This window comes from Chitinophaga rhizophila (assembly GCF_019492185.1).
GTDB classification, from domain to species: domain Bacteria; phylum Bacteroidota; class Bacteroidia; order Chitinophagales; family Chitinophagaceae; genus Chitinophaga; species Chitinophaga rhizophila.
Window position 1 is genome coordinate 1,136,340 of the sequence record NZ_JAICCF010000002.1, and the last position, 22,271, is coordinate 1,158,610.

At 46.4% G+C, this 22,271-nt stretch carries 18 protein-coding genes; 12 read left to right on the plus strand and 6 right to left on the minus strand.

The features are described 5' to 3' along the window. The first annotated feature begins 91 nt into the window (after positions 1-91). The 5 genes from guaA (at position 92) to K1Y79_RS13605 (ending at position 6,450) form a co-directional block, all read left to right on the plus strand. A complete protein-coding gene (gene guaA, locus K1Y79_RS13585; RefSeq protein ID WP_220250615.1) occupies positions 92-1,630 on the plus strand; it encodes a glutamine-hydrolyzing GMP synthase in 1,539 nt (512 codons plus the stop codon). Positions 1,631-1,746: 116 nt separating this feature from the next. Then, on the plus strand, positions 1,747-3,069 hold the full coding sequence (locus tag K1Y79_RS13590; RefSeq protein ID WP_220250617.1) for an ABC transporter substrate-binding protein: 1,323 nt from the start codon (positions 1,747-1,749) through the stop codon (positions 3,067-3,069). Positions 3,070-3,237: 168 nt separating this feature from the next. Then, on the plus strand, positions 3,238-4,260 hold the full coding sequence (locus K1Y79_RS13595; protein ID WP_220250619.1) for a ligase-associated DNA damage response exonuclease: 1,023 nt from the start codon (positions 3,238-3,240) through the stop codon (positions 4,258-4,260). Between the two features lie 12 nt (positions 4,261-4,272). Beyond that, positions 4,273-5,865 (plus strand): ATP-dependent DNA ligase, encoded by a 1,593-nt coding sequence (locus K1Y79_RS13600; protein ID WP_220250620.1) that lies wholly within the window; start codon positions 4,273-4,275, stop codon positions 5,863-5,865. Positions 5,866-5,946: 81 nt separating this feature from the next. Next, complete coding sequence (locus K1Y79_RS13605; protein ID WP_220250621.1) at positions 5,947-6,450, plus strand: Lrp/AsnC family transcriptional regulator; 504 nt, start codon at positions 5,947-5,949, stop codon at positions 6,448-6,450. A gap of 5 nt (positions 6,451-6,455) precedes the next feature. Here K1Y79_RS13605 and K1Y79_RS13610 read toward each other — a convergent pair whose 3' ends face one another. Then, the gene (locus K1Y79_RS13610; protein ID WP_220250622.1) at positions 6,456-7,043 is read right to left on the minus strand and encodes a hypothetical protein; all 588 of its coding nucleotides are present in this window, start codon (positions 7,041-7,043) and stop codon (positions 6,456-6,458) included. Positions 7,044-7,116: 73 nt separating this feature from the next. Here K1Y79_RS13610 and K1Y79_RS13615 point away from each other — a divergent pair, with 73 nt between their 5' ends. From K1Y79_RS13615 to K1Y79_RS13630, 4 genes are all read left to right on the plus strand, one after another. Then, positions 7,117-8,163, plus strand: a complete 1,047-nt coding sequence (locus K1Y79_RS13615; protein WP_220250623.1) for a S66 peptidase family protein — start codon at positions 7,117-7,119, stop codon at positions 8,161-8,163. 77 nt (positions 8,164-8,240) lie between these two features. Further along, entirely contained in the window at positions 8,241-10,703 is a 2,463-nt protein-coding gene (locus tag K1Y79_RS13620) for a ligase-associated DNA damage response DEXH box helicase (protein ID WP_220250624.1), read from the plus strand. Between the two features lie 32 nt (positions 10,704-10,735). Next, the gene (gene pdeM / locus K1Y79_RS13625) at positions 10,736-11,383 is read left to right on the plus strand and encodes a ligase-associated DNA damage response endonuclease PdeM (protein WP_220250625.1); all 648 of its coding nucleotides are present in this window, start codon (positions 10,736-10,738) and stop codon (positions 11,381-11,383) included. Next, positions 11,383-12,282, plus strand: a complete 900-nt coding sequence (locus tag K1Y79_RS13630) for a histone deacetylase family protein (protein ID WP_220250627.1) — start codon at positions 11,383-11,385, stop codon at positions 12,280-12,282. The genes pdeM and K1Y79_RS13630 overlap by 1 nt, the downstream gene beginning before the upstream one ends. 637 nt (positions 12,283-12,919) lie before the next feature. On the opposite strand, the gene K1Y79_RS13635 is transcribed toward K1Y79_RS13630, so the two are convergent. Continuing rightward, positions 12,920-13,672, minus strand: coding sequence for an XRE family transcriptional regulator (locus tag K1Y79_RS13635; RefSeq protein WP_220250628.1), 753 nt, complete (start codon positions 13,670-13,672; stop codon positions 12,920-12,922). Between the two features lie 113 nt (positions 13,673-13,785). On the opposite strand from K1Y79_RS13635, the gene K1Y79_RS13640 reads away from it, so the two are divergent. Then, positions 13,786-14,247 carry a hypothetical protein gene (locus K1Y79_RS13640; protein ID WP_220250629.1) on the plus strand — a complete coding sequence of 154 codons (462 nt, stop codon included), beginning with the start codon at positions 13,786-13,788 and terminating at the stop codon, positions 14,245-14,247. Between the two features lie 102 nt (positions 14,248-14,349). Here K1Y79_RS13640 and K1Y79_RS13645 read toward each other — a convergent pair whose 3' ends face one another. Next, positions 14,350-15,024, minus strand: a complete 675-nt coding sequence (locus K1Y79_RS13645; RefSeq protein ID WP_220250630.1) for an SdpI family protein — start codon at positions 15,022-15,024, stop codon at positions 14,350-14,352. A 170-nt stretch (positions 15,025-15,194) separates the two neighbouring features. Between K1Y79_RS13645 and dinB the strand changes: the two genes are divergently transcribed. Together dinB and K1Y79_RS13655 are read left to right on the plus strand one after the other, a co-directional pair. Next, a complete protein-coding gene (gene dinB, locus K1Y79_RS13650) occupies positions 15,195-16,379 on the plus strand; it encodes a DNA polymerase IV (protein ID WP_220250631.1) in 1,185 nt (394 codons plus the stop codon). A 10-nt stretch (positions 16,380-16,389) separates the two neighbouring features. Beyond that, a complete protein-coding gene (locus K1Y79_RS13655; RefSeq protein WP_220250632.1) occupies positions 16,390-19,347 on the plus strand; it encodes a DNA polymerase III subunit alpha in 2,958 nt (985 codons plus the stop codon). A 60-nt stretch (positions 19,348-19,407) separates the two neighbouring features. On the opposite strand, the gene K1Y79_RS13660 is transcribed toward K1Y79_RS13655, so the two are convergent. From K1Y79_RS13660 to K1Y79_RS13670, 3 genes are all read right to left on the minus strand, one after another. After that, positions 19,408-20,730, minus strand: a complete 1,323-nt coding sequence (locus tag K1Y79_RS13660; RefSeq protein WP_220250633.1) for an aspartate kinase — start codon at positions 20,728-20,730, stop codon at positions 19,408-19,410. A 77-nt stretch (positions 20,731-20,807) separates the two neighbouring features. Then, positions 20,808-21,881, minus strand: coding sequence for an Ldh family oxidoreductase (locus K1Y79_RS13665; protein WP_220250634.1), 1,074 nt, complete (start codon positions 21,879-21,881; stop codon positions 20,808-20,810). Positions 21,882-21,937: 56 nt separating this feature from the next. After that, positions 21,938-22,252: a DUF3467 domain-containing protein gene (locus K1Y79_RS13670; RefSeq protein ID WP_220250635.1), complete on the minus strand. Its 315-nt coding sequence runs from the start codon at positions 22,250-22,252 to the stop codon at positions 21,938-21,940. Positions 22,253-22,271: the final 19 nt, after the last annotated feature.

A 22,271-nucleotide genomic window follows, 5' to 3' on the forward strand; every position in this document is an offset into this window, starting at 1 on the left:
ACATGTGTTACACGAATATAAGAACAAACAGTTACAGCTATTGCATTTTCAAACTTGGGATTTCGTATTTGGCCGTTATCTTTGCACCACCATGACAGAAAAGATATTAATACTCGACTTTGGTTCCCAATATACGCAGCTGATAGCCCGCAGTATCAGGGAGTTGAACATTTATTGTGAAATCAAGCCTTGTCTCGCTCCGATCCAGTGGGATGATACGGTAAAAGGCATTATTCTTTCCGGTAGTCCGTTTTCCGTGAACGATGCCGGTGCTCCGACTGTTGACATAGCTGCTATGGCGGCGAAAGTTCCTGTCCTGGGAGTATGCTATGGTGCACAGCTAACAGCCAAAGTGTTTGGCGGCGAGGTAGCAAAGAGCTCCATCCGCGAGTATGGCCGTGCTTTCATGGAACATAAAAGCAAGGAAGATAAGCTCCTGTATGATATCTCTTCCCGTAGCCAGGTATGGATGAGCCATTCTGATACCATCGTTAAGATGCCAGAGGGTTTTGAAATTATTGCTCATACCGACCACATTCCGGTTGCAGCATTCAAATCCGAAACGGTTGCCAAACACCCTATCATGGGCTTGCAGTTCCACCCGGAAGTTACTCACTCCTTGGAAGGTAAACAGTTGCTCCGCAACTTCCTGGTACACATCTGCGGATGTACACAGGACTGGACACCGGCAGCATTTGTACAGGAAACGATCGAAAAGATCAAAGCACAGGTAGGAGACAAGAAAGTGGTGATGGCATTGAGCGGCGGTGTTGACTCTACCGTAGCAGCCGAACTGATACATAAAGCAATAGGTAGCAATCTTTATTGCGTATTTGTTGACAATGGCCTGCTCCGTAAGAACGAATTTGAGACCGTATTGGATTCCTATAAACATATGGGTCTGAACGTCAAGGGCGTAAACGCAAAAGATCTCTTCTATGGAGAACTGAAAGGCGTCAGCGATCCAGAGAAAAAACGTAAAATCATCGGTCGCCTGTTCATCGAAGTATTCCAGCAGGAAGCTACCCAGCTGCAAGACATCTCCTTCCTGGGTCAGGGTACTATCTATCCTGATGTGATCGAATCTGTTTCTGTAAATGGCCCTTCCGTTACTATCAAGTCTCACCACAACGTGGGTGGCTTGCCGGAGAAAATGAATATGGGACTGGTTGAGCCACTGCGCTTCCTCTTCAAAGATGAAGTAAGACGCGTAGGCCGCGAGATCGGTATCAGCGAGATATTCTTAGGTCGCCATCCTTTCCCGGGTCCTGGTCTGGCTATCCGTATCCTGGGTGAAATTACACCTGAGAAAGTAGCCATGCTGCAGGAAGCAGATGCCGTATATATCGACGGACTCCGTGAAGCAGAACTCTACGATAAAGTATGGCAGGCAGGTACTATCCTGTTACCGGTACAAAGCGTTGGGGTAATGGGAGATGAAAGAACCTATGAATTTACAGTAGCACTGCGCGCTGTAACTTCCGTTGACGGTATGACCGCTGACTGGGCACATCTGCCATATGAGTTCCTGGCAAAAATGTCTAACGATATTATCAATAAAGTGAAAGGAATTAACCGTGTGGTATACGATATCAGTTCCAAACCACCGGCTACTATCGAATGGGAATAAATCCTACACACTGAACTGAAGAAACGCTTAATGCTGAGACACTTACACATGTTGGTCTTAGCGTTAAGCGTTTCTTATTCAGTCTATAGGAACGATTTTTGTAATTAATGATCGCTATGAGTAAATCCAAAATATGCAGTATGATGGTCACTGCCTGTGCACTGACCATGCTGCTGTCTGCCTGCTCGCTGTTTAAAGGAAGCACCAGCAGCCCTACTGCCCCGCCAACAACTGTCACAAAACCTAAAGAGGAAGAGAAGAAGAAGGAAGAGAAAAAGAAGGAAGAAAAATCAGCTCCTTTCAACGTAGCTGCATTCGGCCGTGAAGTAAAGAAAGATGTGTATAACATTGCACTCTTCGCCCCCCTCTATCTTGATTCCGTATTCACCAATGGCACTGAAATACCAGGCCGTACACTGCCACGCTATGTACTGTCAGGACTTGATTTCTACGAAGGTGCACAGCTTGCGCTGGATAGCCTGCAACAACAGGGTGTGAAACTCAATGTGTTCGTTTACGACAGCAAATCCAGGGCGCACAGCATCGAATCCCTGACTAAAAACAAGGCATTCGACAATACAGACCTGATTATTGCTGCGGTAAGCTCTCCTGAAATCCAGGAACTGAGCAATATTGCCAAAGACAAGCAAATTAACCTGGTATCTGCTACCTATCCTAACGATGGCGGCGTAACCGAAAATCCGTTTCTGCTGATCACCAATAGCATGCTCAGAACACACGGAGAAGTATTACACCGCTACCTGCAGGAGACATTTGCCAATAAAAACATCCTGCTGTTCCATCGTAATGGCTCCTTTGAAAAACGCATCGCTGCTGATTTCAAAGCCGACTATGACAAAATGCAGAACAACAAGAAATCACGCATCAGAGAAGTGATCTGGAGTGACGCTATGACCGACGGAGAACTGTCTCAATACCTGCTCACCGATCGTCCTAACCTCTGTGTTGTTACCGCCCTGGATGAAACCAATGCAAAAGCCATCCTGCGTAAACTCAGCACACAGAGTGCAAACTATCCGATTCAGATCTATGGTATGCCTACCTGGGATATCATGAAGTTTAAAGAGCCTGAATTTAAAGACCTGCAGATCTACTACACCTCTCCGTATTTCAACGATAAAACGGATGCCTACAGCCGCTATATTACCGATTACTTCAAACGCATCTACAAATCCCGTCCGTCAGACATGGCGTTCAAAGGATTTGAGCTGACCTGGTACTTCGTAAAACAGTTGACTGACAATGGTGTATATTTCAACGGTAGTATCAATGATCCTTCCAAAAAGGTGTTCAACAACTTAAACTATCAGCCGGTATACCTGAAAGAAGGTAATAACATCCCTGACTATTTTGAGAACAAAAACATCAACATTATTCAGAAAAATGACAGTGCTGACGTGCGGATGAATTTCCAGTAAGTACCGTTCAATCATATTGAAGAAAGTGCGCCCCGAAGAGGCGCACTTTTTTTATTTACCCTACCCCACACTACCTTCGTTATACACCGGTTCGTCTTTCCTGATTCTTCACTCCTCCTTCCTAAATGCCTGTTTTTCAGTTTGCATGAAAATTGCTCTTTAACTCCTATGTTACTCCAATTCACAGACAAAGGCATCTACTGTCCTGCCGGCGACTTCTATATCGATCCCTGGCGGCCTGTAGAGCGGGCAATCATCACCCATGCGCATTCAGATCATGCCCGGTATGGCAGCAAACATTATCTCTGTCACCACGATAGTGTAGCACTTTTACAGCTCAGATTAGGGCAGGATATCAGCGTACAAGGTGTAGCTTTTGGTGAAACGATCCGTTACAAGGGCGTCACTATATCCCTGCATCCTGCCGGTCATATCATCGGATCTGCACAGGTACGTGTACAGCAAGGCAGTGATATATGGGTGTTCAGCGGTGATTATAAGGTGGAAAATGACGGTATCTCCGGACAGTTTGAGCCAGTGCCCTGTCAGACATTTATCACCGAATGTACTTTCGGATTACCCATATACAACTGGCAGCCGCAGGCAATGATTTTCAGTGGTATCAGGCAATGGATACAGGATAACCAGGCCGCCGGAAAAAACAGTGTATTACTGGGGTACAGTCTGGGTAAAGCCCAAAGGTTATTATACAATCTGAAGGGGGTAACAGACCAGATCTGGGCCCATGGGGCCATATATATTCCCCACCAGCTACTGCGGGAGAAAGGCTGGGACCTGCCGGAAATACATCGCATCACGCCGGATACGCCGGCATCTGCCTATAAGAACAACCTGATAATCGGTCCGCCGTCAGCTGCGGATACCTCTTGGATGCGCCGCTTTAATCCTTACGCCCTTGGCGTATGCAGCGGATGGATGCAGGTACGTGGAAACATGCGCCGGAGGAATGCAGACGCAGGATTTGTGCTGTCAGACCATGCAGACTGGGCCGGACTACTCCAGGCGGTGAAGGCAACAGGCGCAGAGAAAGTGTATACTACCCATGGCTTCAGTAGTGTATTCGCCCGTTACCTGACAGAAAACGGTATCCCTGCACAGGAAGTAAAAACAGAATACGGAGATACCGACGAAGAACTCAATTTATCGGAAACCGCTACCAGCGAGTCATAAATATACCAGGTTATGAAAGAATTTGCAGCATTGATCAGAATACTGAGCGCCAGTACAAAAACCAACGAGAAACTGGATGCGTTAAGCCGGTATATGGCCACCGCCGATCCTACAGATAGATTGTGGGTGCTGGCACTGTTCACCGGCCGCCGGCCTAAACGTACTGTCAATGCCACCCAGTTAAGTACCTGGTGCCTGCAGATGACCGGATTGCCTGCCTGGTTGTATGAAGAATGTTACCATACCGTAGGCGACCTGGGCGAGACAATTGCCCTGTTACTGCCGCCGGGTAAAAATATCTCTGTTCATCCTCTTCATTACTGGATTAACCAGCTGATACAGCTGGAAAAAGCAGACGAAGCGACCAAACAGACCTTCATACTCAATGCGTGGGAAGAACTGGATACCAGTGAACGGTTTGTATTCAATAAACTCATTACAGGCGGATTCCGCATAGGCGTATCCCAGAAAATGATGGTCAATGCGCTGGCAGCTACTTATGATATTCCAGCCGCTACCATCTCTCACATGATCAGCGGTAATTGGGACCCGCAGCAAACTACCATTGAAGCCCTGCTTAATGAAAATATCACAGAAGCTGACGCCTCCAAACCCTTCCCTTTCTACCTGGCTTATGCCCTCGAAACAGATCCTTCAGTACTGGGCGTACCGGAACAATGGCAGGCAGAATGGAAATGGGATGGCATCCGCGGACAAATCATCAAACGTAACGGACAACTATTTGTCTGGTCACGCGGAGAAGAACTCATCACCGAGAAGTTTCCCGAATACCAGCCATTACTCGACCTTTTACCCGAGGGTACTGTGCTGGATGGAGAGATATTAACATTCGCAGATGGATTCCCTCTGCCCTTTCAGACCCTGCAGACACGCATCGGGAGAAAGAATGTTACCCGCAAACAGTTACAGGAAGCGCCAGTTGCATTCCTTAGCTATGACCTATTGGAATGGAATGGACAAGACCTGCGAACAACTGCATTGCAGGAACGCCGCGTACTTTTGGAGCAGTTAGTGGAACAGATCAATCATCCTACCCTCCGCCTTTCTCCTGCCATCACTTTTCATAGTTGGGATGACCTTGCCGCCTTCCGTTTACAGGCAAGGGAAAAAGGTAGCGAAGGACTGATGCTGAAAAAACTGGACTCTACCTATCAGGTAGGCCGTAAAAGGGGAGACTGGTGGAAATGGAAAATTGATCCGCTGACCATTGATGCCGTTATGATATATGCCCAAAAAGGACATGGCCGGCGCTCTAACCTGTATACTGATTACACTTTCGCAGTCAGAGACGGAGAGCAGCTGGTGTCTTTTACAAAGGCTTATTCCGGACTGACAGATAAAGAAATTAATGAAGTGGACAACTGGGTAAAGCGTAACTCGATAGAGAAATTTGGTCCGGTAAGGACAGTCAAACCAGAACTGGTATTTGAAATCGGATTTGAAGGTATTGCTGCTTCCAACCGACATAAATCAGGTGTAGCGCTGCGTTTTCCACGTATTCTACGCTGGCGTAAAGACAAACCCCTTGCTGAGATCAATACGCTCGAAGATTTGCAGCAATTATTGCAAATGCACAAACAATGAGAAAAAGAAAAGGATTATTGAATCAAATTAGTATATTGTACTTATTTTCGCATTTGATTTGGAACATTATTCTATACTGATATGAACAACCTGGGCAATACCAAAAAAGATAATGCAGCCGACAACATTGCTCTCGATGAAAAGGACATAGCGATCCTGCAATTGTTGGAAGAAGATGCAAAGATGACCATCCGTGACCTGGCAGCGAAGCTAAATCTGAGTGCAACGCCTGTATATGAGCGTATACGCAAAATGGAGCAGGCAGGGGTGATCAGGCAGTATGCTGCTATTGTTGATCCCAGCAAGATCGATAAAGCACTGACTGTACTCTGCTATATTTCCCTGAAGGAACATGGCAAGAAAGCAGGTACTAAATTTATAAAAGAGATCACATCATTCCCTGAAGTAATGGAATGCCTGAATATTTCAGGTCAGTTTGACTTTATGCTGAAAGTGCAGGTGAAAGACATGCTCGCCTATCACGAGTTTAACGTAAACAAACTAGGCGAGCTGGATAACATCCGTCATATGGAAAGTGTATTTGTGATGTCTGTTATTAAAGCCACCCACAGGGTTGTATATTAATCAGATTATAATTTTCTGAGGCCTTCATACCCGGGGAAGAGAATATATGCATTCACATTTTCTCCCCTGGGGTGTACGGTGATGGCAGAACACACCTCTCTGCGACCTTTCTCTGTCGTCATCTCAAAAGCAATACCTGCACTCCGCACATCGTACACGGTGATCTTCTTTCCTCTTACCCTGTCTTCATATTGGGCTACCACCTTAATAGCAGGATGCAACTTTTTGATCTCAATATAAGCACTACCCACCTTCAACCCTCTGGCTGTTGTAAAGGATGGCGTATTCACACGTACCTGTTTCACTACCATCGCCTCCGTCCCATTTGTTTCCTCTCTTACGGCATATATGGCAAGGAACCTTGAAGAATCCAGGCTTTTATCCTGATGACGACTATACCAGAAGCTCCAGGCTTTTCCCATTGCAGCATCTCCCCCATCTGCACTACCCAGCTCCTGCGCGATAGCATCAACAGTCATTCCCAGTTTGGTATTACCAATTGATTCTCCCGGTTCAATCCTCCAGGCATTCTGTGCCCATGCCGGCAACGTCGTAATCCAGCATAACATGACAATCAGGTAAAGGTGTTTCATTGTACTGATTTTGTACGAAGTCGGACAAAAAACAGGCCATATCACTTATCTGAATAATGCTTATTTTACTGGTATGAATCGCAAACACTTCCTGTCAGCACTGGCTACTACAGCCGGCCTTACTACATTTCCCTCACTTATACGCTTACAACAGGCAGCTGCCAACATCCCGCTTTCCGAAGAAAGAATGCTGATTCCTCCCTACCTTAAACCAGGTGATGTGATCGGTATTACCTGTCCCGCCGGACACATTACACTCGAAGAGATTAAGCCTGCCATCAGGCTTATGGAAAGCTGGGGATTCAGCATACGTGTAGGGACAACCGTTAATAAAACAGACTTCAGTTTCGGGGGCACTGACACAGAGCGGCAACAGGACATGCAGTCAATGCTGGACGATCCTGCCATCAAAGCCATCATGTGCGGGCGCGGCGGCTATGGAAGCGCACGCATTGTAGATCAGCTGGACTTCTCCGGTTTCATACAACGTCCTAAATGGCTAATTGGTTTTAGCGATATCACGGTATTACATTGTCACATTAACCGGCTGTATGGTATTGCTACCCTGCACTCAAAAATGTGCAATAGCTTCCCCGATGACTACAGTAAAGCTGAACCCATTGTGCAACAAACCATCTCATCCATCAGAGACGCATTGATTGGTCAACAACTCCATTACACTACTTTCTCCGACGCACGGAATCGTACCGGTATTGCTAAAGGCATACTTGTTGGCGGAAACCTTTCTATGATACAAAGTGTGCTGGGCACCAACTCAGAACCAGATACCATCGGAAAGATCCTCTTCCTGGAAGAAGTCGGGGAATACCTATATAGCCTTGACCGCATGCTAAATAGCCTGCAACGGGCTCATAAACTGGATCACCTGTCAGGCCTGATCATTGGCGGATTTAACCGCATCAAACCCGATGATCCGGGTGATGAATTTGGCCGTACTGTTTATGATATCGTAATGGAAAAAGTACAGGCATTCAAATACCCGGTTTGTTTCAGCTTTCCCGTAGGTCATCAGAAAGATAATTATGCATTAAAATGCGGGATCATGCATCAACTGCATGTCGGGAAAGATGTGGTAAGGCTGGATGAGATGAGGGGGTGACGCGCATCGATTATCCAAATTCATATTCAAATAAACACGTGCGTACTTTACTTCTTTTTCCCTAATTTCATTACCCAATGAAAAACAAAGCGCGTGGATGGCAGGTGATAACAGAATGGCTGGCTGCCAATGACAGAAAGCCTTTTAAATTCCAGGAAGACGCCTGGAAATACTTCCTGCAAGGTAAATCTGGCCTTGTTAATGCTCCTACCGGTTACGGTAAAACCTTCTCCCTCTTTCTGGCAGTAGTCATTGATTGGATCAATCAACACCCGGAAGATTATCAGCAAAAAACGAAAAATGGCTTACGCATGCTCTGGATCACTCCGCTAAGAGCATTGGCCAAAGATATCTCCCGTGCAATGGACCAGGTGTTGCAGGAACTTAATATGCCCTGGCAGGTAGGTATCCGCAGCGGAGATACGCCCGTATCCACCCGGCAGCAGCAAAAGAAGCAGATGCCGGAGATCCTGATCATCACACCTGAGAGTCTGCATCTGCTGATGGGACAAAAAGAATATCCAAAGGTCTTTAATAACCTGACCACTGTAGTGGCAGATGAATGGCATGAACTGCTGGGCAGTAAACGCGGGGTAATGGTAGAGCTTGGGCTTAGCAGATTACGTGGACTGGCGAAAAAAGCGGGTCGTCCGCCATTAAAAGTCTGGGGTATATCAGCCACTATCGGAAATCTGGAGGAAGCGTTGGACGTCTTACTCGGACAGCCTGATCCGGAAGCTGTTATTGTGCGCGCCAAGATTGATAAAAAGATCGAGTTACAGAGCATTTTACCTGATGAAATAGAGAAGTTCCCCTGGGCAGGACACCTGGGTACCAAGCTGCTTTATAAGGCGTTACCGGTCATTATGAGTAGCCAGACAACATTGATATTTACCAATGTACGCTCACAGACAGAGATCTGGTACCAGGAGATATTGAGGCAATGTCCAGAACTGGCCGGAGCAATCGCTTTGCATCACGGCTCTATTGATATGGAATTGCGTGTGTGGGTAGAAGAAGCGCTGCACACGGGCGTACTGAAAGCAGTGGTCTGCACGTCAAGCCTTGACCTGGGAGTAGATTTCCGACCTGTGGATACGGTGATACAGGTGGGCAGTCCGAAAGGTGTAGCGCGCTTCCTGCAAAGAGCAGGACGAAGCGGTCACCAGCCGGGGGCTACCAGTAAGATATGGTTTCTTCCTACACACAGCCTGGAACTGGTAGAAGCGGCCGCACTGAAGGCAGCAATGGATGAACAGCTGATTGAAAGCCGCGTTCCCATAGTACTCGCTTTTGATGTACTGATACAATACCTGATGACACTGGGTATTTCTGACGGGTTTCATTCGGCTGAGATATTTGAAGAGGTAACAGGTACATTCTGCTTTCGCGATATTACCGAAGATGAATGGGCATGGATGCTCTCTTTTCTCAGTACCGGCGGAGACGCGCTATACAGCTATGATGAGTTCAGAAAGCTGGAACGTGAAGGCGATTTCTTCATTTGCCGTAGCCGTATGCTAGCTATGAGGCACCGCTTACATATCGGTACCATCGTCAGCGATGCAATGCTGAAAGTGAAGTTCATCAGCGGAGGCTATATTGGTATGATCGAAGAATGGTTCATTGCCAGATTACAGCCTGGCGATGCCTTCAGCCTGGGAGGCCGTACACTGGAATTTGCCATGATCAAAGATATGACAGTGCTGGTGCGGAAGTCTAATGCCAAACGAGCCATTGTACCTAGCTGGATGGGCGGACGTTTGCCTCTTTCGGCTAATCTGGGTAAAGTATTACGTCGTACCTACAACGAGGCGCTTTCGGGTAAATCAGACATGCCGGAAATCAAGATCTTGCAACCGCTATTTGACTTGCAGGAAGAACTGTCGCATATACCAAAAGATAATGAACTGCTGATCGAAATGATCAATACCCGTGATGGTTACCATATGTTTGTCTATCCATTTGAAGGCAGACTGGTACATGAGGTAATGGCTGCACTGCTGGCCTACCGGATCAGTAAGCGGCAACCCATCACTTTTTCTATGGCCATGAATGACTACGGATTTGAGCTGCTTTCTGACCAGCCGATACCTGTCAGTGAAGGTGATGTTCATGACTTGTTTTCGCCGGATAATCTGACCACAGACCTGCAGGCAAGCGTTAATTCAACCGAAATGGCTCGCAGGAAATTCAGGGACATTGCAGTGATTGCCGGATTAATTTTCCAGGGATACCCCGGGAAACATAAAGCAAACAGACACCTGCAATCATCTGCCTCTTTGCTGTTTAATGTTTTTAAAGATTATGATCCGCAAAACCTGTTATTACGGCAGGCATATAACGAAGCCTTCTTCTATCAGATGGAGGAAGCACGTCTGCGGGAAAGCCTTGACCGTATTTACAACAGCGATATTATTATTACCACACCAGAAAGCCTCACACCTTTCTGTTTCCCTATAAAAGTGGATAGTTTGAGAGAAAACCTGACCAGTGAAAAACTGGAAGACAGGATCAAAAAAATGCGTCCCCAGTTTTAGTTTTGCGGGGATGATGTAGTTTTACCGAAGATATGGAGGAAGTGATTTACAGACACCAGGACCAGACCTGGCATTTATCGCCGCACAAGGCTATATTCTGGCAGGAAGAACAGGCGTTGATCGTTTCTGATCTGCACCTGGGAAAAGGGACGCATTTCAGAAAAGCAGGAATTGCAGTACCGGCGAATATCGGGCAGAATGACCTGTATCGACTGCAAGTGCTGATTACTATATACAATCCTTTACAGATCATCATTGTCGGGGATATGTTCCATAGCCGGGAGAACAATGACGTAGCCTATTTTAAACTCTGGCGTCAGCAATTCGCCAACATTCGCTTTAAACTCGTTAAGGGAAATCATGATATATTACCTGCTGCGGTATATGAGTCATTGAATGTTGAAGTATCGGATACACTCTGCATCCGTGATATTCACTTTATGCATGAACCCTGCGATGAATCTGATGCGCAAGGTTATACGTTTTCAGGCCATCTGCATCCCGGCGTAGTAGTAGCAGGAGCTGGCAGGCAACGGCTTCGGCTGCCTTGCTTCTACTTTGGAAAGCATTGTAGCATATTGCCCGCTTTCGGGCGCTTTACCGGCCTCGCAACCCTCGAGCCTGCACTTGATGAGGCAGTGTTTGTTATTGCTGAAAATAGCGTCTTAAAAGTCAACTAATGCTGGTCGCCTACGATCCCATATATGCACATCCACTTCCGGAAGGCCACCGCTTTCCGATGGTCAAATATGAACTGATACCTGCGCAGCTGTTGCGGGAGGGTGTGATTACGGATAGCCAGCTGCATGCACCGGCTCCCATGGACGAAGCTACTATCCTGCTCACACATACAGCAGGCTACTGGCATCAACTGCAACACCAGACGTTATCTGACAAAGAACAGCGTCGCATCGGACTACCACAATCGAAAGCGCTGACATTACGTGAAATCGTAATTGGTCAGGGTAGTATCGACTGCGCCTTACATGCTATGGAGCATGGGGTGGCGCTTAACGTGGCAGGTGGCACGCATCATGCCTTTGCCGACCGCGGAGAAGGCTTCTGCCTGCTCAACGACTTTGCCATGGCCTCCAATTATCTGCTGCACCAGCAACTGGTCAGACAGGTATTGATCATTGACCTGGATGTACATCAGGGTAATGGCACTGCTGCACTATTTGCCGGCAATCCTGCCGTATATACATTCAGTATGCACGGCGCGCATAACTATCCCTTTCACAAGGAAGTATCAGACTGGGATGTACCCCTGCCTGACGGTATGAATGATGATGCTTACCTGGGAACGCTAAGCGAGTGCCTGCCTGAACTGATTAGCAAAGTAAAGCCCGACATTGTGTTTTACCTGGCAGGAGTAGATATACTGGAATCAGACCGTTATGGAAAGCTGAAAGTTACGCCTCGGGGGTGCCGTCAGCGGGATGAGATGGTATTCAGCGCTTTATATAAGGAGGGTATTCCTTGTGCAGTATCAATGGGAGGTGGTTACTCAACGCACGTACGTGACATCGTCAATGCACATTGTAACACCTTTAAAGCAGCCGCTGAAATATGGGGATAATATAACTGATGTAATGCAGTGTTTGATGATGTAGCAGCTTCACTATTATTGCTGTCGCCTATCCAAGTTATATACATGCGTTCAGCAGGGTATTCGCAGATCCTGCCATAAGCATACACCTCATAGCTGGCATAAAGGCCTGATATAGGTCTATATAAAATAACACAGCGCATGACCATTTGTAATCAAATGATCATGCGCTGTTAATATTTTGAGTGAATCATTTCACAAGCTGCTGGGGTTTCCGTTTGGAACGAACAAGCGATGAAGTCAGGACGAACTAGCCTCGAACTAGCGACGAACTAGACGTGGACTTGATTACTCCAAGCGACGAACTAGCGACGAACTAGACGTGGACTTGATTGCTCCAAGCGACGAACTAGCGGTGAACTAGCTTCAAATTAACCGGGATGGCGAAACGAACTAGCCTTAAACTAGCGGCGAACTAGACGTGGACTTGATTACTCCAAGCGACGAACTAGCGACGGCCAAGCGACGAACAAGAGGTGAACTAGCTTCAAATAGACCGCGATGGCGAAGCGAACTAGCCTCAAACTAGCGGCGAACTAGACGTGGACTTGATTACTCCAAGCGACGGCCAAGCGACGGCCAAGCGACGAACAAGCGGTGAACTTGCTCAATCTTTAATTCGTTTCTTCAGCATACTTACCTGGTCTTGCAGGTGGCTGACCATATCGGCAAGGTGGTTAACGCTCAGACGGCTCTGTTGACCTGTCTTACTAATTACCGCGTCAGACTGCCAGAGTTCCAGTACTTCCTCCATACCTACAGCATAAGGCTCATATTGCGGATTATCTGACACCAGGGTGATCTTGTTCTTGCTACGGTTATTCTTGAGTATTCGTTTGTAAACGATACCCTCCCGATTGGTCACGACGATATAAGCCTCGTTATTACGGATTTCTTCCCAACCATCAACTTTATGACAAACAATCACAGAACCGGAAGGGGTTGGCAACATAGAATCTCCCGCTATTTCGAAGGCCCGGTAACTGCCTGCACCCATCATAGGGAGGGTAAAGGTGTTCAGTTCTTCAATAAATTCATCATCATTATAACCAGCCAGGTAACCTGCCGCAGCCTTTACAGGCACAAACTCAATCATCTGACGGTCGGTAGCCATTTTCTGCTGCCTGCGCTTTTCCAGGAAGCTTTCTTTCTGGGAGCCTACATCACGACGTAGTAAGTCATCAATGGATATACGGAACATGTCACTGATCAGTTCCAGTACTTCAGTGCGGGGTTCTGCGCGTTCTTCTTCGTAGGCGCCGAGCAGGGAACGTTTGATACCTAATTTATCAGCAAATTCCTGCTGCGTCCAGCCCTTCTGCTTACGCAGAAACTTCAAATTGCGGCATACTATGGACATAATCTAAATAATTTAGTACATTACTAACAAAATTAGCATATAATTTTTATAATAACCAAATATATTCCGGTCTCCTTGACTTATTTTTGCCCGGTAAAATCCAACTCAATATTATGAATGACACCTTATTAACTATTCACTCCCTGTTAAGATGGGCAATCGTGCTCACGGGTATATGGGCAATCGTTCGCGCGTTGAAAGGCGTAAGCGGCAATACAGCTTACACTGCGACTGACAAAAAAGCTGGCCTTTTCTTTATGATTTCTCTGGATATCCAGTTACTGGTGGGTCTGGTACTGTATTTTGTTAGTCCGCTGGCTATGAAGGCATTCCAGGCTAGTGGCGGCGCTGTAATGAAAGATGGCCTGCTGCGTTACTTTGCAGTAGAACATGCACTGATCGCTATTATTGCCATCGCGCTGGTTCACATTGGCCGTGCTAAGGTGAAAAAAGCTACATCTGATGCACAGAGACATAAGACATCCCTGATATTCTTTGCAATTGCACTGATCCTCCTGGCTTCACGCATCCCGTGGCCGTTTACTGCGGCAGGCGCTGGCAGGGGATGGTTTTAACTAAAACTACCCAGGCAATTAAAAGCTATAAAAATAGAAGCCGGCTCCAAATCAATGGAGCCGGCTTCCGTTTTTATATTAGTAGACCACTGGTGAGCTGCGTTATCCTTTATCAGTATTAAATAACCGGTAAGAATAGATATACGGCAATGCTGCCAGTATACCGCCTATAAATATCAGCAGGAAGGTTCCTGTCACTACCGGCAGGAAAAAACCTGCTATAATAGTAGCTGCACCCGTACACACCCACAGGTTACCTGCAAATGCATGCGTTTCCCGCCAGATATCCTCACTTTTTAATGTCCAGGGTGTACGTACCCCCACGAAGTAGTTTGGCTCCACCCGCCGCAAAAAAAGACCGATTGCACCGATGAGTAAGCCCGTACCCGTAAATACCCACCGTTCTATTACAAACGGATGCCCCTGACTTGCCATAAAGATGATGGCTGCAGTAAAGATGGCCAGGTAAATATGAATCATAAACCTGATCTGATAATACTTACGATGAAAGATTACCATCTCATTCGGATCTGCATCCGGCTCATCCACATGCGGAATGTACCTGAATAGAAAGTATAACAACAGATTGGTGAGGAATAAAAAGGTCATTAGTAAAAGGAAGTCACTTTTGCTGCCAACACGATCCGCCACACCATTAACACTGAAGTTAGTCGGCATAACGTCCGGCAGGGAAGGCCAGATAATTCCCAGATAAATCATGGGCAGTAGCAATAATAACAATAACAGCAGCTCCTGGCCAATATCAGGCTTTTTCATGAGAATGTGTTTTGTTTGATAGATTGTTGACAAATAACATACCCGCTTGTGGAGCATACAACTAATAACCATTATCCCCACCAATTTGTTATTGATTGGTTATACTTACTAATTTTATTAGTATAGACTAAAATAATTAGTAAGTTTGTAGCTATGATAGCTTATATGGTATGATTGCTTTGCAACACAGATCCATCGCTCACTTTGACATGGACAGCTTCTTTGTATCCGTCGAATGCAGGGACGATAATAGCCTTAAAGGCAAACCCCTACTCGTAGGTGGCATGAGCGACCGCGGTGTAGTAGCCGCATGCAGCTATGAAGCCCGCCGCTATGGTATACATTCCGCTATGCCCATGAAAATGGCCTTGAAACTCTGCCCTCACGCCATCATCAGACGCGGAGATATGGAAAAGTACAGCCTGATCTCCAGAGAAGTGACCGGACTCATTGCAGATAAAGCACCAGTCTATGAGAAGTCCTCTATCGACGAATTTTACCTGGACCTGACCGGTATGGACAAATTCTTTGGTTCCATGAAATGGACCATTGAACTACGTCAGCATATCATGAAAGAAACACATCTGCCCGTTTCCTTCGGACTTGCCTCCAATAAAATGATCTCCAAAGTTGCGACCAACGAAGCCAAACCTAATGGACAAATGGAAATCTGCTTCGGAGAAGAGAAGTCATTCCTGGCACCAATGCCTGTTGAAAAGCTCCCCATGGTAGGCAAAGAAACAGCCAGCCAGCTGCGCCGCAGAGGCGTGGAAACGGTTAGAACACTCAGTGAAATACCTGTTTCCCTCCTGGAAGCATGGCTGGGTAAAAACGGTATTTCCCTGTGGAATAAAGCAAATGGTATCGATGAGTCGCCAGTTGTACCCTACCATGAACAGAAGTCTATCTCCACAGAAAACACCTTCCATACCGATACAATAGATATGCAATTTATTCATGCTGAACTGGTGCGTATGACAGAAAAGATTGCTTTTGAACTGAGACAGCAGGATAAACTTACCGGTTGCGTCACCGTCAAAATCCGTTATTCCGACTTTGAAACCGTCACCAAACAAATGACTATCCCCTACTCCAGCAGCGATCATGTACTGCTCGAAAAGGTCAAAGAGCTGTTCAGCAAGCTGTATGACCGCAGACTACTGATCCGCCTGATAGGTGTGCGATTCAGCCATCTTGTACATGGTAATCACCAGATCAGCCTCTTCGATGATACACAAGAGATGATATCCCTTTACCAGGCGATAGATAATATTAAAAACCGCTTCGGATGGCAATACCTGATGCGGGGTACCAATGCTGGTTCTCATGCAAAAAAGGACAATAAAATGAGATAAACCGACGCTTATGTACCTTAATTGCAAAACATTCTTCAGCCTGCGCTATGGCACGATAGATACAAAAGATCTGGTGCAGATGGCAAAAGAATCTGGTATTACATCACTTGCCCTTACTAACATCAATATCACTTCGGATACCTGGAATTTCGTGAAAGAATGCCAGGAAAATGGTATCCGGCCTATCATCGGACTAGAGTGCCGGAATGAACACAGCCTGAAATATGTATTGCTCGCCCGCGATATGGATGGCTGGCTGCACATCAACAGATTCCTCTCAGATCACTTACATAAGGCGTTACCATTCCCCGATCGTGCACCTGCATTTCCAGGGGTATTTGCTATTTATACTTGGAACAGCGTTCCGCTGCAGGATCTTCATCCACACGAACTGGTAGGTCTCCGTAAACGGGAAATAAATAAGCTGTTTCGTGTAGATATCACTGCCTTTAAAGACAAATTGGTGATCCTGCAACCAGTTACGTTTCAGGATGCAGATCACTATCAGCTGCATCGGATTCTGCGTGCAGTAGATCAGAACCTGCTTATCAGTCAGTTGCAGGACCATACTACCGCAAGTCAGGATGAAATATTCATGGCACCCGGTGAATTATTTGACAGCTTTGAACAATACCCTGATATTATCAGCAATACAGTGCGTATTATGGACGCCTGCAACATTAACTTCAACTTTAAGACACCCCGCAATAAAAAGTACTTTACCTGTAGCGAAGAAGAAGACCATGCGCTGCTACGCCAGCTCGCATATGACGGCATGCTGCAACGGTATGGTCCTGACAACGCAGAAGCAAAAGAGCGTATAGAAAAGGAGTTGAATGTTGTACAGGGACAGCATTTTAATGGCTATTTTCTTATCACCTGGGATATTATACGCTATGCACAGGAACGAGGCTTTTTCTACGTCGGACGGGGTAGCGGCGCTAACTCTATTCTGGCATATTGCCTGAGAATAACAGATGTAGACCCGATAGAACTGAATCTCTACTTTGAGCGGTTCCTGAATCCTTATCGAAGCTCTCCGCCTGACTTTGATATCGACTTCTCCTGGAAAGACCGGGACGAGATCATTGACTATGTATTCAAGAAATATGGAGAGACTTATACTGCTCTTCTGGGTACAGTGACAACCTTCCAGCAAAATGCGACCATCCGCGAGCTGGGTAAGGTATACGGCCTGCCCAAACACGAAATTGACAAGATACTGGATACGCCATTCACCCCTGATCTGTCAGGAGATAGTATCCAGCAAACAATACTTCGCTACAGCAAATTAATGTGTAATGATAACAAGGCCTTTCCTAATCACCTGAGTATTCATGCCGGTGGTATACTGATCAGTGAAGCTCCCATTCACCAGCATTGCAGTACCTATCTTCCTCCCAAAGGATTCAGTACAGCACAACTGGATATGCACCAGGCAGAAGCCATCGGATTATTCAAGTTTGATATACTTAGTCAGCGGGGACTTGGACACATACGCGATGCTATCAGTATCATCAAAGAGAACAGGGGCGTTGATATCGATATCCATAATGTCAAAGCCTTCATGCGGGATGAACGTGTTAGGCATGCCTTACAAAATGTAAATACTATCGGCTGCTTTTACATTGAATCCCCTGCCATGCGTCAGCTGCTGCAAAAACTGGAATGCCGTGATTACCTCACACTGGTAGCTGCCAGTTCGGTAATCCGTCCCGGTGTGGCTCAATCAGGTATGATGCGTCAATATGTGCATAACTATCGTAATCAGCATAAGGTAGTATACCTGCATGGAATTGTTAAGGAAGTGCTGAGTGAAACTTTCGGCATCATGGTATACCAGGAAGATGTGATCAAGATTGTGAGCAGATATGCGGAAATGGACCTCGCAGATGCTGATATATTACGCAGAGCGATGGCAGGTAAATACCGTGGTCAGGGAGATTTCCGGAAGATAGAACAGCAGTTCTTCGCCAATTGTAAAAGGCTTGGCAGGCCGGATGACGTAACAACAGAACTCTGGAGACAAATAGCCAGTTTCTCGGGCTTCTCCTTTTCAAAAGCACACTCTGCCAGTTTTGCTGTGGAAAGCTACCAGAGCCTGTTCCTGAAAACTTACTATCCGGCCGAATTTATGGTAGCTGTAATCAACAACTTCGGTGGTTTCTATAACAGAGAACTGTATTTCCGGGAACTACAGAAAACAGGGGCTGAAATCAAAGCTCCCTGCATGAACAACAGCAGCTACTATACCCGCATTGCTGGTAATATTGTATATACTGGTTTTATTCACATAGAAGGGCTGGAAGTCAAATGGATAGAACAGGTATTGGAAGAACGCCGGCAGTACGGCCCTTATGCCAGCCTGGAAGACTTCACTACACGTATTGCACCACCACCAGAGCAACTGGACATCCTGATAAGGATAGGCGCGTTTAATTTTGATAACTATACCAAGAAAGAGTTATTGTGGAAAAGCAGTCTGTTACTGAGGGCGAAAGCTCCGCAGACCGAACATGCACAAACCCTGTTTCATGAAGAACTACCGGATTGTCAGCTGCCAATGTTGTCATACACAGCGCATGAAAATGCTTTTGAAGAAATTGCGCTGTTAGGCTTTCCGCTATGTTCTCCTTTCACCATCCTGCAGCATGACCAAAGCCAGTATATACCCGCAGCAGATTTCAGGCAACATGTAGGTAAAACAGTTACTACATTGGGGTACCTGGTATGCACCAAAGGTATTCATACCAGCAAAGGCATTCCGATGAGCTTTGGCACCTTTATGGATGCTAATGGCGACTACATTGATACTGTACACTTTCCGGAGATACTTCGTAAATACCCCTTTCAGAAAGGCGGGTTTTATATATTACAGGGAAAGGTGACAGAGGAGTATAGTGTCTTTACTATAGAAATCAGTTATATGCGCAAGATTGGCTACTTTGAAGACAAGCAGCGTATATAAAAGCAGAAAGGGTGTATCAGCTGATACACCCTTTCTGCTTTTATATACGTATTACTGTGCTTAGGCCAGGTTGAACAGACCTTTGTTCAGCAGCTGTAATGTTTTCTCTTTGTGCTGTCCGCCTACCAGGATAGAAATGTTATGACGGCTGCCTCCGTAGGAGATCATACGCAATGGTACTTCATTCAGCGCGTCAAATATTTTCTTCAGGATAGAAGGTGTTGCTGCTACTTCATTACCTACTATGGAAACGATTGTCTGGTGATGATCCAGTTCCACAGACCCAAATGGCTGTAGTTCCTTCAGCAGCTGATCCAGGTTAGAGGTATTTTCTATTGTCAGTGACACTGCTACTTCGGAAGTAGTGATCATGTCAATAGGCGTACGGTATTTCTCGAATACTTCAAAGATCTTACGGAGGAAGCCGTAAGCCAGCAGCATACGGCTGGATTTGATCTTAATAGCAATGATACCGTCTTTAGCAGCAATAGCTTTTACACCGTCGCCGTTTGGCAATTCGGTAATGATTGTACCTTTTGCTTCCGGCTGCATGGTGTTCAACAGCTTTACGGGAATATTGAAGTGCTGTGCAGGCCAGATAGACGCCGGATGCAGGATCTTAGCGCCAAAATAAGCCAGTTCTGCTGCTTCATCAAATGACAGCTGCTCAATCGGGAAGGTCTTTTTCACAACTCTTGGGTCGTTGTTGTGCATACCGTCGATATCTGTCCAGATCTGTACTTCACTTGCCTGGATAGCTGCACCGATCAGAGAAGCAGAATAATCGCTACCTCCACGTTTCAGGTTATCGATCTCACCTCTTGCGTTACGGCAGATGTAACCCTGTGTAACGAAAACGGTGTCCCCTTTATGTTTTTCCAGCAGGTTGCCCAGCTTGATCTTGATCTTTGGAATTTCAGGCTCCTCATACTCATCGATGCTCATGAAATCCAGGGCAGAAAGCAGTACGGATTTAACACCTGCTTCCTCCAGATATACGCTGAACAGGCGGGTTGACAATAATTCACCCTGTGCGAGTATATCTTTATTCAACGCTTCGTTGAAAGATATCTTAAGAATAATGTTCAGGAACTCGAAATGCTCGTCAACAACAGCAGTTGCCTTCGCACGTGCAGCGTCCTGCTTGACAAGGGCTTCGCAAAAAGTCCTGTAATGTGCTTCCAGCTTGTCTATCTGGCCTTTTGCCTGTTCCTTCTTACCCTCGGAAAGGGATTGTCCGATTTCCACCAATGCGTTGGTAGTACCGGATAATGCGGATAATACCACGATCTTGGGCGCGGTATCGGCTGTTACCAGACTGGCCACGGCATGCATACGTTCCGGTTTACCTACGGAAGTGCCACCAAATTTTAAGATCTTCATTACTGTTGAATTGTTATATGTTTGACTGGTACAAGATTGAACTTAAGAAGCCGCAAGTTCGGGCCTTTATATCGACTTTAAAAATCCAATTTAAATTTTCCTGCTACTTCCCGCAGATCTTTCACTACAGGGTCCAGTAACGGAATACCGGATGTTCTCCTCTCCTGCTCCATTTCACGTTCCGGATCGCCTGGTATCAGCACTTGCTCACCTGCTACCGGCGTAGCTTCGCGGAAACGGCTGATCCATTTATCCATATGCGCTTTAAATTCATCTGCCGGACGGAAGGCGTCTACCCGCATCGCTCCCAGGAAATGCCCCAGTCCCTCTCCTACCGGATCAGGAGCCAATGGCAGGAAACTTACAAATGGCGGTGCCCAGGGACCATAATTGGCGCCTGACAGTACAGCCGAGAATATGTCTACTATTGCACCCAGACAATACCCCTTATGACTGCCATGATCACGATCGCCACCCAGTGGCAATAATGCGCCCCCTGACTTCAGCTCATGAGGATTAGTGCTGGAATGACCGTCTTTATCCTGTATCCAACCAACCGGCGCTTCTTCGCTTTTACGCTGAAGAATCTCCAGTTTACCGTTTGCTGCCGTCGTTGTAGCAAAGTCAGCTACGAAAGGTGGTTGTTCTTTTGCCGGGATAGCTACAGCGATAGGATTAGTACCCAGCATCCGCTCAGTAGCAAATGTCGGTGCCACCAGCGGACTGGCATTTGTCATGGCCATCCCGATCATATCCTTTTCAAGGGCCATCATCGCATGCTGTCCAGCTATACCAAAGTGATTGGAGTTCTTTACGCTTACCCAGCCGCTGCCTACAGCTGCTGCCTTCTCTATGGCCACTTTCATGGCAAATGGTGCCACCACCAGTCCCAGACCGGCGTCGCCATCTACTACAGCTGTGCTGGGCGTCTCATGCACTACGCGAATATTTGGCGTAGCATTGATCCTGCCGGCTTCCCACAGGCGGATATAACCGCTTAGACGGGCTACGCCATGAGAGTCAATACCCCTCAGGTCAGCAGATAGCAATACCTCGCTGGCTAATTCAGCGTCCTGAGGAGGGCACCCCATTTTTATAAAAACTGATCTTGTAAATTCCCGTAAATGCGGATAGGAGAATGTCTGACTCATGATTAACTTAGTCGTGTTTCCTGTATGTTTCCTTACAGCTTGGTCAATGATTATGATTAGGCCTGTGCTGTAGGTCCGCCGAAATTCAAGGGCATGGTCACCGGATCCTGGTCCTGGATAGTACCATGCACAGCTTCATACTTCTTGATATTGTCCACCATCGCTTTCATAAAACGTTTGGCATGCTGAGGAGTCAGGATAATACGTGATTTCACCTTTGCTTTTGGTAGTCCAGGCATTACATTCACGAAATCCACTACAAATTCCGCATTGGAATGAGTAATAATGGCAAGATTGGCGTATACCCCTTCTGCTATTTCTTCGCTCAACTCAATATTCAGCTGATTCTGTTCTTCCTGCTGATTTTCCATAATTTTTTCTCTTTTGCGG

What these genes read in the sequence shown, in the direction of transcription:
- guaA (WP_220250615.1), top strand. Translation starts at nt 92, where the DNA reads ATGACAGAAAAGATATTAATACTCGACTTTGGTTCCCAATATACGCAG.
- K1Y79_RS13590 (WP_220250617.1), top strand. Translation starts at nt 1,747, where the DNA reads ATGAGTAAATCCAAAATATGCAGTATGATGGTCACTGCCTGTGCACTG.
- K1Y79_RS13595 (WP_220250619.1), top strand. Translation starts at nt 3,238, where the DNA reads ATGTTACTCCAATTCACAGACAAAGGCATCTACTGTCCTGCCGGCGAC.
- K1Y79_RS13600 (WP_220250620.1), top strand. Translation starts at nt 4,273, where the DNA reads ATGAAAGAATTTGCAGCATTGATCAGAATACTGAGCGCCAGTACAAAA.
- K1Y79_RS13605 (WP_220250621.1), top strand. Translation starts at nt 5,947, where the DNA reads ATGAACAACCTGGGCAATACCAAAAAAGATAATGCAGCCGACAACATT.
- K1Y79_RS13610 (WP_220250622.1), bottom strand. Translation starts at nt 7,043, where the DNA reads ATGAAACACCTTTACCTGATTGTCATGTTATGCTGGATTACGACGTTG.
- K1Y79_RS13615 (WP_220250623.1), top strand. Translation starts at nt 7,117, where the DNA reads ATGAATCGCAAACACTTCCTGTCAGCACTGGCTACTACAGCCGGCCTT.
- K1Y79_RS13620 (WP_220250624.1), top strand. Translation starts at nt 8,241, where the DNA reads ATGAAAAACAAAGCGCGTGGATGGCAGGTGATAACAGAATGGCTGGCT.
- pdeM (WP_220250625.1), top strand. Translation starts at nt 10,736, where the DNA reads ATGGAGGAAGTGATTTACAGACACCAGGACCAGACCTGGCATTTATCG.
- K1Y79_RS13630 (WP_220250627.1), top strand. Translation starts at nt 11,383, where the DNA reads ATGCTGGTCGCCTACGATCCCATATATGCACATCCACTTCCGGAAGGC.
- K1Y79_RS13635 (WP_220250628.1), bottom strand. Translation starts at nt 13,672, where the DNA reads ATGTCCATAGTATGCCGCAATTTGAAGTTTCTGCGTAAGCAGAAGGGC.
- K1Y79_RS13640 (WP_220250629.1), top strand. Translation starts at nt 13,786, where the DNA reads ATGAATGACACCTTATTAACTATTCACTCCCTGTTAAGATGGGCAATC.
- K1Y79_RS13645 (WP_220250630.1), bottom strand. Translation starts at nt 15,024, where the DNA reads ATGAAAAAGCCTGATATTGGCCAGGAGCTGCTGTTATTGTTATTATTG.
- dinB (WP_220250631.1), top strand. Translation starts at nt 15,195, where the DNA reads ATGATTGCTTTGCAACACAGATCCATCGCTCACTTTGACATGGACAGC.
- K1Y79_RS13655 (WP_220250632.1), top strand. Translation starts at nt 16,390, where the DNA reads ATGTACCTTAATTGCAAAACATTCTTCAGCCTGCGCTATGGCACGATA.
- K1Y79_RS13660 (WP_220250633.1), bottom strand. Translation starts at nt 20,730, where the DNA reads ATGAAGATCTTAAAATTTGGTGGCACTTCCGTAGGTAAACCGGAACGT.
- K1Y79_RS13665 (WP_220250634.1), bottom strand. Translation starts at nt 21,881, where the DNA reads ATGAGTCAGACATTCTCCTATCCGCATTTACGGGAATTTACAAGATCA.
- K1Y79_RS13670 (WP_220250635.1), bottom strand. Translation starts at nt 22,252, where the DNA reads ATGGAAAATCAGCAGGAAGAACAGAATCAGCTGAATATTGAGTTGAGC.